At 37.7% G+C, this 9,160-nt stretch carries 9 protein-coding genes and 3 pseudogenes; 7 read left to right on the top strand and 5 right to left on the bottom strand.

All coding sequences use genetic code 11. The features are described 5' to 3' along the window. The coding region (locus tag NA59_RS11970) for a hypothetical protein (protein WP_044413067.1) at window positions 1-345 on the bottom strand (345 nt) is incomplete at its 3' end. 1 nt (window position 346) lies between these two features. Continuing rightward, window positions 347-1,006: an ATP-dependent Clp protease proteolytic subunit gene (locus tag NA59_RS11965; protein ID WP_044413064.1), complete on the bottom strand. Its 660-nt coding sequence runs from the start codon at window positions 1,004-1,006 to the stop codon at window positions 347-349. 384 nt (window positions 1,007-1,390) lie between these two features. On the opposite strand from NA59_RS11965, the gene NA59_RS11960 reads away from it, so the two are divergent. After that, window positions 1,391-2,017: a hypothetical protein gene (locus tag NA59_RS11960; RefSeq protein WP_044413061.1), complete on the top strand. Its 627-nt coding sequence runs from the start codon at window positions 1,391-1,393 to the stop codon at window positions 2,015-2,017. Beyond that, entirely contained in the window at window positions 2,014-3,366 is a 1,353-nt protein-coding gene (locus NA59_RS11955; protein WP_044413058.1) for an N-6 DNA methylase, read from the top strand. The genes NA59_RS11960 and NA59_RS11955 overlap by 4 nt, the downstream gene beginning before the upstream one ends. 129 nt (window positions 3,367-3,495) lie before the next feature. Here the strand turns inward: NA59_RS11955 and NA59_RS14855 are convergent. Further along, window positions 3,496-3,831 (bottom strand): annotated as a pseudogene (locus NA59_RS14855) (integrase core domain-containing protein); the annotation flags it as partial. 83 nt (window positions 3,832-3,914) lie between these two features. Next, window positions 3,915-4,910: a hypothetical protein gene (locus NA59_RS11950; RefSeq protein ID WP_044413055.1), complete on the bottom strand. Its 996-nt coding sequence runs from the start codon at window positions 4,908-4,910 to the stop codon at window positions 3,915-3,917. 133 nt (window positions 4,911-5,043) lie between these two features. Here NA59_RS11950 and NA59_RS11945 point away from each other — a divergent pair, with 133 nt between their 5' ends. Then, complete coding sequence (locus tag NA59_RS11945) at window positions 5,044-5,853, top strand: hypothetical protein (RefSeq protein WP_044413052.1); 810 nt, start codon at window positions 5,044-5,046, stop codon at window positions 5,851-5,853. On the opposite strand, the pseudogene NA59_RS11940 reads toward NA59_RS11945, so the two are convergent. Continuing rightward, window positions 5,850-6,386 (bottom strand): annotated as a pseudogene (locus NA59_RS11940) (IS66 family transposase); the annotation flags it as partial. The gene NA59_RS11945 and the pseudogene NA59_RS11940 overlap by 4 nt on opposite strands. 310 nt (window positions 6,387-6,696) lie before the next feature. Here NA59_RS11940 and NA59_RS11935 point away from each other — a divergent pair. From NA59_RS11935 to NA59_RS11925, 4 genes and pseudogenes are all read left to right on the top strand, one after another. Further along, the gene (locus tag NA59_RS11935; RefSeq protein ID WP_044413050.1) at window positions 6,697-7,374 is read left to right on the top strand and encodes an AAA family ATPase; all 678 of its coding nucleotides are present in this window, start codon (window positions 6,697-6,699) and stop codon (window positions 7,372-7,374) included. 13 nt (window positions 7,375-7,387) lie between these two features. Further along, window positions 7,388-8,332, top strand: a complete 945-nt coding sequence (locus tag NA59_RS11930) for a ParB/RepB/Spo0J family partition protein (protein WP_044413049.1) — start codon at window positions 7,388-7,390, stop codon at window positions 8,330-8,332. Then, window positions 8,322-8,489 carry a hypothetical protein gene (locus NA59_RS15190; RefSeq protein WP_157792624.1) on the top strand — a complete coding sequence of 56 codons (168 nt, stop codon included), beginning with the start codon at window positions 8,322-8,324 and terminating at the stop codon, window positions 8,487-8,489. Before NA59_RS11930 ends, NA59_RS15190 begins: the two co-directional genes overlap by 11 nt. Window positions 8,490-8,950: 461 nt before the next feature. Then, a pseudogene (locus NA59_RS11925) lies at window positions 8,951-9,160 on the top strand (IS5/IS1182 family transposase); the annotation flags it as partial.

The raw sequence follows: 9,160 nt of genomic DNA, 5'->3' as shown, positions 1-9,160 counted from the left end.
CTCGTGTTTTGGGTCAACCACCAACGCACTGTAGCGCAAGCCATCGTTGCTTAAATAACCAAACATCGCACCTAACAAGGGTTTGACGGTACTGGCTGTTTTGCCACTGCCGGTTTCACCTACCACCATCACGTGACCCAGCTCCTCAGGCGTCATGGTGTTTCTATTTAACAACCCCGCCGGTAAGCGCAACGCCACCTCGTCCCCATTCCAGGCAATCGAGTGGAATGAGCTCTTGCGATTTTTGGCGCCATCGGCATTATGCGCAACCGGTGCAACGGATTTTTTGGTTGACTGGGTTGCTTGGGTTGATTGGGTTGGTTTGGTATTTTTGGTTTTCATCATATTAAAGTCCTCCCTCTGGTAATTTGATGGTATCAATCAGGTAAAAATCACGCGCTTGCTCGGCGGTGATCGACATATCAAGTAAAAACAAACGCTCAAGATCCGCACGCATTTTGCGTTTGCATTCCGCCAAATTCATTCCCGCTTTAGCTACAAACCGGCTGCGCCCGATTTTGATATCCCCTCGAGGAAACGACTGTTGGCCCACCGCCGGTGCAATGTGTTCAACTAATTGATCGAGCATGGTCCTATCAACATCCTCAATCTCCTTGCGTAAATAGTCGGCTTTTTGGGCGGTTAAGCGTTCTACCCGACCCAAACGGGCAAAGTGATACACAAACTCGGTATGCGGATAAGCCGCACGATGACCAATATCGCCCATGCTCACCATAATCGCGGCCGCAGACGCCACTTGAATTTGACCCAGCGTGGCTACTTCAACAGCCTGATGGCGCATGGCTTTGAGATACCACAAATAATGGGTTAAGGCACTAAACTCCCCACCCGGCGAATTGACATTGAGGCGCAGACGCTTGTATTGCTCATACTCAATCGCATTACGAAAAATGCGGTGCAACCCATTAATCGACTCAAAACTCACCGGCTGATGAAAATCCGCTTCAAGATGATGATCGGTTTTCAAGGTATTAATCTCTGACATGGTTTCTCCTTTTGTATGTCATGGATCACATATTTCAGCCTTGATTACAAAATTGCAATAGTTTTTTGAAACTATTTAATAATTAATTATATTTATTAGACCTCTTGCAAAATTAGATACTGGTTATGATGTTTATTCCTTGTTGGCTGAGGTTTATTAGGCTTTTACTGGTGGAATTTTGTTCGAAAATGCAAACCGATTACTGGAGTTTTGCAAGAGGTCTATTGTAACGCTACATACAATGGCCACTGACAACCAAAAAGATAGAAGGCGTGCAAATAAATTTGGAAATAGTTTAAAACATGTCGACAGTGTATGATAGTATTTATAAAACTAATTGCAACGCTTTGTAAATACTACAAACCAATTAACGCGGGGGTAGAAATGAAAACAGAAGAAAAAAAAACACTGGGCGACTATTGCAAGATCATGTCGGGCATCGGTCTTGGAAAAGTCGTTTCGAGCAATAATTCAGACAGTGACTCAATTATTTTACTCAAGCAACAGGACATGCATCAAAATGGCATTTTAGACGAGTCTGTTTTTAACAAACTTCAGGCGATTGAAGTAGATGATGAGCTACGAAGAATCATCTTAGAGCATCACTATTTACAAGAAAACGACATCATTATAACGAGTCGGGGCTCACTTTATAATGCAGTAATGATTCAAGACATCGGCAATCGAAATATAATTATCAATAATAACTGCATGCTAATTCGGCCCAGTATCAGCAAGCCGCACTTTATCATCGGCTTCATAACATCGCGATGGTTTATAGACCAGTTTATTCAAAAAGACTATCCTGCAAATTTGAAAATCACAACAAAGTATCTTAAAAACTTGCCGATTCCCTTGATTGATGAATCTGCTAGAGAAGAATATGCGTCATTGTACAAACAGCATTTAATACAAAAGCATGCACTTGAATCGCTAACCAGCGCATCACAAGATATGCTTGATGCACAACTATTTTATATACTTAAAGACAAATCAAGAGAAAAATCATGAGAACAAATGAACTATCCGATATCATCAATGCTTTTAAACCTTTCATTAATGAAAACCCGGGCGTGTCGAATTCAAGATTTCTATTTATACTATCAATAACGCTGGCTGCAAAGTACGATAATGAAAAACTACATTTACTCTTAAGCGCACTAGCAGAGTGCAATATTAAAAAGTTTTCTAACACTCTAACTCAGATTTATGCTTCGTATAAAATGACAATCGATGACGCTGGCTTGCCGCTTGAGGTCAAAAAACTGGCCGATCGCTGCATGAACATAATAAAAATAATCATGCACTATGCAGAACAAAAAAAATTGCACATAATTAAGAGTGGCTTAACTGAAATGATTAAAAGCCATTACTACAACGCTCATTCATTTGCACTAAACAGCCTCTCTTCAGAAATCATTGATGCATTTCTTGATGAAACACTTACTGATCAAACTATATCAATACAAGATGGCGCCGCGGGTAGCGGCCTATTTTTATCTTCGATTCTAACTTCTAAAAAAAATGTCACGCTATTTCTAGAAGATACGTTTAGTTTAAATCTTGAGATTGCTAGCGCCTTTCTGCAACTGAACAGCAACAGTTTCACAGTACAAAAAGCGCTTAACAATCCGCTACTTGGTGCAAGCGGGTTTTCTGATCAAAAAAAAGTGGACGCGTACATCAGCTTTCCGCAGCAACCGCGCAAGCTTAGCATACAAGAAAGTGAATCAAATCACGTTTTCGGCTGGCACAACAAAGCAAAAAAGGTCAGTCGCTTTAGCTCTGATGCACTCTGGGTTCAATATGCGTTAAGTCGACTTAAAGCGAATGGCGTTGCATGTATCGTTGTCGATGACGGGTTTTTACAGCGACCCGGGTATGATCAAATCGTTAGAACCGAGCTCATCAGACGCAAGCAGCTGTTTGCTGTTATTCACTTAGATGAGACTAAAACAAAGCAGACGCGCTATACATCACTAAGCTTGTTAATGCTCACAAATGAGAAGCAAGACGATGACTACATTACTTTTATCGATTTGCGCAACAATAGCACTGCCCTAGCGCTCGACCACAGCGACACAAAGTCTTTTGCTAAGTGCTTGCTGTTTAACCGCTTTGATAAGCATCTTGCGCACTACTTAGACAAGCAACAGCTTCGCTGGGATATAAGTATAGATAAAATACAAAGCAATAGCTGCTATCTACACCTTTCGCAATACTTGTCAACAAACTTGAGCGACCCGCCCGCGCTAGACATCGTAAGTCGGGCTTACTTCCATTGTTATAAGAATGCTAAAGATGCTATAGATGCAACACACAAACTTCATAAAGGCATAATATCTGCACGCGAAAAATAGGGGAGCTTAGAGCTGGCCGCAATTTAGAAGGTGCTTTTTCGACAAAAAAAGAGTCACTAACACTAGAAGAATAGCGACCATTACAACCCCATAAATTAAGTGTAATGGTCAAGTTTTTTTGTAGACTTTCTAAGCCACATTTAACATTTCTCGCCGTTTCATCGCGGGTGTCAAATAACCTATAACTGAATTGCGCCTTTTATTATTGTAAAACCGTATATATTCAGTTACCGCATCCACAACTGACTGATGATTGATAAAGCTTAATTCATTGAGTCGTTCTGTTTTCAAACTTCGAAGGAATCGTTCCTGTACCGCATTATCCCAACAATTACCTCTTCGGCTCATACTTGCGCTAATACAGTGTAACGCCAGTGAATCGCTAAAGAGTTTGGCACTGTATTGAACAACTTGATCTGAGTGAAACATCAGTGCCTTGGTATTGGGTTTATGGTGACTAATGGCCTCTGTCGGCATCACCCACCGGTCCGAAAACCCAACACAACGCTAATATTCAGATCGGCTTTAGTCCGACAAACAGTCTTAGCTTAGCATGACAGACTAGGGTAACTAGACTCATATAACGCTTCTAGTTTTGTCATCGCTAAACTCATATCATTCGCGCACTCAAAAAATTTAAACAAATCAAAACTATCGCCCGAAACACAACGTCCATTTACACATGATTTACCCAATCCCTCTTCTGCGTCTGATTCATGAAAACTTATCCACCGATTTTGATTTTTAATTACCAGCACACCTCTCGACTTATTTTGTGCAAGTGGGGATGTGTATCGAGTGTTAGATATTTGATTATAGCTATACACTGCTAAGAGATCTTCTACCCTGTTACTGTCGTTAAACATACTGATTAAATTTTTTTTAGGCTCAAATTTGCTTAGTGATGGGCGCAATGTTACAACTTTATCGAGAGCTCGTACTTGTGTTTTTTTATTAAAGACATCATTTTCTAAAGCCATTTTATTGCTTACTAAGATCTCTTGAACTTTAAAATAGCTACCTTTAAAGGCCTTGTACTTGTAAAATCCATTTGGCGAATTGGGCAGATAGCATAGTTGATTGGCATTTTCACTGGTTCTATCTATTTTATAATTCATCTTTTCAAAATATGAATTTAACCAATTTTGGTTATGTGCAAAGACTTCATACTTGATGGTCTCACTGAGTGGAATAATTATTCTGGCTCTTAACGATTGTGCTGTTGAACTTGCTGTCGTGTAGCAGTACGCTATTGAGTTTAAACTCGCGACATCCTGCAGTAATTCATGCCATGATGCAATTTGCCCATCAATATCAATCCACAAAGCGCAATACATACCCTTCTCCATTAGCACACTTGAAACTCTACCCTTCTCGTCACTCACAGTATTAAAAGTAGTCCAGATCGATCTGGATTTATCGACGCTTTGCGGATAATGCAGAAGCTTGTATATTTCGAACATTGTTATTTTCATGTACGGATTTTGTCCGTTTTTATTTGTATGATACACACCATTGCCAGCGCAAAACTCTACTTCATTCATAATAATTTCTCCTTTGTCTTGGCACTATGATAAAAAAATAACTACTTTTTTGTCAATAGTTTTATTAATTCTGTTGACAGTATTTTTGAAACTATTATACTGGGCTCAACATTAAGAAAAAAGGGGCATCAAAATGGTACAACAACAATCGAACGGAATAATTACGGACTTCCAACACTACATAAGCAAAAATATGGTTAAGCTTGAAATTACTTTGAGTAACGGAAAAACAGTATCTTCGTATATAAGTAATGTAAAAAAAACGCCAAAAAATAATTTATCAGTCTCTAAGAACAGTGACATAGCTAAACTATACAGACTGGCTACAGGTAATAACTCAGCACAAGCTTACTCTGATGCTAAGCGTATTTTTAATGCTTTAAAAAACAAACAAATTGAAGTGGTTTGTGACATAGAAACAAAACAATCTAAAAAAGGTGGCCATTCTTACAATGTCGCTAAAAACATCAAACCCCTCAATTCAATCGCGTCAAATGCTTGGGACATGACCGGGCGACTTTTAAAAACACCCAGCTCAACAATTCATCTTAGCTTAAATCATAATATAATTGATTTAGACAAACTTGCATTAGAGTCTATAACAATTAAGTTTTTAGATGGTTCGCATACTTTTTCGATTGATAATTTAGCTCGACTTTGTGAAGAAATAGAAGCTTCTCACAAAGCCCAGTTTTTCGAGTTAGTCGTGGCTTATAATAATCAAAGTATAGCTGACTCTACTATAAGCTCTAATGATTCAATCATAGCTAATGAAGATAAACCGTTTTTACAGCAAAATGAAACTTACAATAACGAGCTTGCTCAATCATATTTTGAAACTGATTATTTCACAGATGAGGACATGAATAAACTTTCAGAGCAAGAAGATTATTTTCGCAATCATGACTTAGATGACGAGCTTACTTCACACCCCATGCCTTAGCATATAATAGGAACTGGCTCTCCCTTAAAAAGCGATGTCATCGCCTCTGAACTCGTGAGGCCTTGTTTCGTTGCCGTTGATAAATAACTTCGGACACGACACAGGATATTTGCACCACCCATTGATCGAAAACAGCCTGATACTTTCTGGTGCACCTTAAGCATGCGGATATCGCGCTCACCTTGGTTATTGGTAAATGGGGCATTGGGGTCTTCTAAAAACCGAAGCACATCTGCTTCATAGCACCTTAACCTTTCAAGCAGATTGCGTGATTTTGAGCGTTTTAATTTACCGCGTTTTCCTTCTCGCTGTGTTTCATCGGGTGGCGGACATTCACTATCCGCCTGCTTCAAACAGGCACGATACTCAACTCGCCATTCTTGCACCTTTTTTGGCGTGAGTGCGCCACCGGCTTGCTTAACGGCTTCATTCATTTGGCACAGAAGTGTCTTCATACGCTCTGCCCAGGCCTGCTTATCCTGTTCCCAAGCACGCGTCAGCTCTCGCAAGTGATGCGCATTGCACAAGGCATGCCCAAAAAAGTCACTTTTACTTACATCTACAAACTATTTGTATAAAACCTTCTGACACTTCCTCAGCCCTCATCCACTATGCATACATGACAAAACTTTCCCGGGGAAAGTTTATCGATTTTTTAGCGATTAAATCTATGTTATTACCGGCATATCAAATAAGCTATATTTTATAGAAACATATTAAAATATATTCGCCAAGCTAAAATTAATACTCTGCAACATTACAATATGTACAAAAGTACATTTTCACTTTAAGTTGGTACACTGTTATGATATATTTAATGGAAGTTAATAAAGGAACAAATTTATGTCTTGTAAAATAATTACTGTTTTTAATCAGAAAGGTGGTGTTGGCAAAACTACCCTCTCTGTTAACCTTTCATATGAAGCAGAACTAAGAGGATTAACAACACTTCTTATTAATATTGATCCTCAGGGTTCCGCAATAAGTTGGATCGCAAATGCTCCGGACGAAAATCCCTTTCCAGCTGCTATTATTGACTTATCAGCGCTAGGTACAAAAGTTCGCCTTGAAATTGAAAAGCATTTTAACAATTATGATTTAATAATAATTGACTGCCCACCCAATAAAGAACAAAAAACTGCACAGGCGGCACTGATGGTTTCTGATATCGTTGTTATTCCTGTTGATCCAACACCAATGAGTTTAGTTGCATCTGATCAAGCTTTACAACTTATAGATGAGGTTAAAGTATATAACGATGATTTAAAAACTCTAATTATGGCTTCAAAAATGGAACGTACTAACCTTGCAAAAGGTGTACTAAGTGCCTTACATCAAACTCAAGGTGCAACAACAATGAAAAGTTGTACTACTAATCTTGTTGCATATGCTGAAGCTTTTTTTTATGGTACCGGGGTTTCAGCTGTACCTGGCGCTACGAAAGCATCCGACGAAATTAAATCTGTCACAGATGAAATTTTTAGTCATTTAGAAAATCTTTCCCCGGGAAAGATTTATTAAGAGGATTCTATTTATGGCCAAAAAACCAGATTTTGGAAGTTCATTAAAATCAATGCGTCAAAAACAAAACGAGACAGAAAAAACTGGAAGTCAAAGTATTTTGTCTAAGTTTGATAAAGCAAACAAGTTTTATGATTCAGATGAAAAACAAATATCAAACATCATTAAAATTGATAAATTAATTGAAAACCCACTAAATGCGCGTTGCTTTTATGATGATAATCTTATTTCTGAACTTGCCTCAAGTATTATTGAAAAGGGACAAATTGTTTCTGTACCAGTAACACCAAGCACGGAGAAAGATAAGTATATTGTTCTTGATGGACATTATCGTTTAAAGGCTATGCTTAAAGCTGGTATAAATGAAGTTCGTTGCGATATTCATGATAATGTTTTTGGGTTAGACTTATATATTTTATCAAGAGCAGCAAATGAAGAACGTAGTAGTCAGTCTGTTTTTGATGACGCAATTTCTTTTGCAAAATTAATTGAAAAAGGGCATGTAAAATCACAGGTTGACCTTTGTACAAGGACAGGTGTTTCAGAAGGTTCAATGTCAAAATATCTTGCAATTTCTAAAATTCCATTTGATAAAATATCACTATTGGTTAGTAAGCCTACGCCTCTAGGGTTAAGATTTGCTTACACTTTAAGTACAGCTTTAAAGAAAATGAGTGATACTGAGTTTAATACATTAGTTCAAAAGATAGTAAAAGATGATTGGTCTAATGATATGTTGGAACTCTATCTCAAAAACTTATCAACTGTTCGTACAAAAATTGTAAATGAGCCAAAGGCTAAATTTTTTAATTCAAAAGGAAAAAAAGTAGGGCAGATTGATATTAAAGGTAAGACTATTACACTAAAGTATACAGCAGATGACTCTGAATTGGCTATCAGGATATCAGAAGTAATTGAATCACATATACTAGATGAGGTTGCTAAAAATGACAAATAAAAATAGTTCTCAACAACCGCAACGTTTACCTAATATACCAAAAGAATTGCATTCTGAATTTAAGGCCATTTGTGCAATAAAAGGTATGACAATGCAAGTTGCTGCAGAAATAGCAATTCGAGATTTTATTGATAAACTAAATAGAAAGGAATTTTGATTTTTTATCCACATTCTACAAATTTTTTCTTAGCTTGTTTTTAAATAATTTTTCTCTTGTTTTTCTCTTGTTTTTAGACGTTATTTTTTCTTTTTATTTCAATAAGTTAAGTAGTAATATTATAACAATTTTAGGGTGGCCCATAACAATTTTAGGGCAGACTGTAACGAAATTAGGGTGTTTATATAACAAATTAGGGGTTGAATCATTTTTATCCACAGAAATAAGGTTAGCTATAACAAATTTAGGGTTGAGTTTGTTGGTTAACTATTCAGCATATCTACAGAATGATAGCATTATAAAAACAATCAGTTATGGTGTTAAATAAAATTACCGCCACACAAATTTTATTGCTTTGATTTTTATTATTAACCTAGGAGCCTGTCGGACTAATCAAACAATAATATGCTAAAAGACGATATGTGTTAAAATATGCCCATATTACTTATGAGATACAAACAATGAGTCGCTTTCGCCCAATAGACCGCCTTAGCGGATATCTTCTACCGCCAACCTTAGATGAATGGCTGCCTGATGACCATCTTGCACGTTTTGTCGTCGAGGTCGTTGACCAGCTTGATTTAACCCAAATTGAAAACAGTTATGGTTTGCGCGGTAGTAGCGCCTACCACCCCAGTTTATTAATTAGCTTGTTGGTCTATGGCTATGCC

Source organism: Thiomicrospira microaerophila (assembly GCF_000934765.1).
GTDB lineage: Bacteria > Pseudomonadota > Gammaproteobacteria > Thiomicrospirales > Thiomicrospiraceae > Thiomicrospira > Thiomicrospira microaerophila.
This window is presented reverse-complemented; position numbering and strand designations above follow the sequence as displayed.

What these genes read in the sequence shown, in the direction of transcription:
- NA59_RS11930 (WP_044413049.1), top strand. Translation starts at nt 7,388, where the DNA reads ATGGCCAAAAAACCAGATTTTGGAAGTTCATTAAAATCAATGCGTCAA.
- NA59_RS11955 (WP_044413058.1), top strand. Translation starts at nt 2,014, where the DNA reads ATGAGAACAAATGAACTATCCGATATCATCAATGCTTTTAAACCTTTC.
- NA59_RS11935 (WP_044413050.1), top strand. Translation starts at nt 6,697, where the DNA reads ATGTCTTGTAAAATAATTACTGTTTTTAATCAGAAAGGTGGTGTTGGC.
- NA59_RS11960 (WP_044413061.1), top strand. Translation starts at nt 1,391, where the DNA reads ATGAAAACAGAAGAAAAAAAAACACTGGGCGACTATTGCAAGATCATG.
- NA59_RS15190 (WP_157792624.1), top strand. Translation starts at nt 8,322, where the DNA reads ATGACAAATAAAAATAGTTCTCAACAACCGCAACGTTTACCTAATATA.
- NA59_RS11950 (WP_044413055.1), bottom strand. Translation starts at nt 4,910, where the DNA reads ATGAATGAAGTAGAGTTTTGCGCTGGCAATGGTGTGTATCATACAAAT.
- NA59_RS11945 (WP_044413052.1), top strand. Translation starts at nt 5,044, where the DNA reads ATGGTACAACAACAATCGAACGGAATAATTACGGACTTCCAACACTAC.
- NA59_RS11965 (WP_044413064.1), bottom strand. Translation starts at nt 1,006, where the DNA reads ATGTCAGAGATTAATACCTTGAAAACCGATCATCATCTTGAAGCGGAT.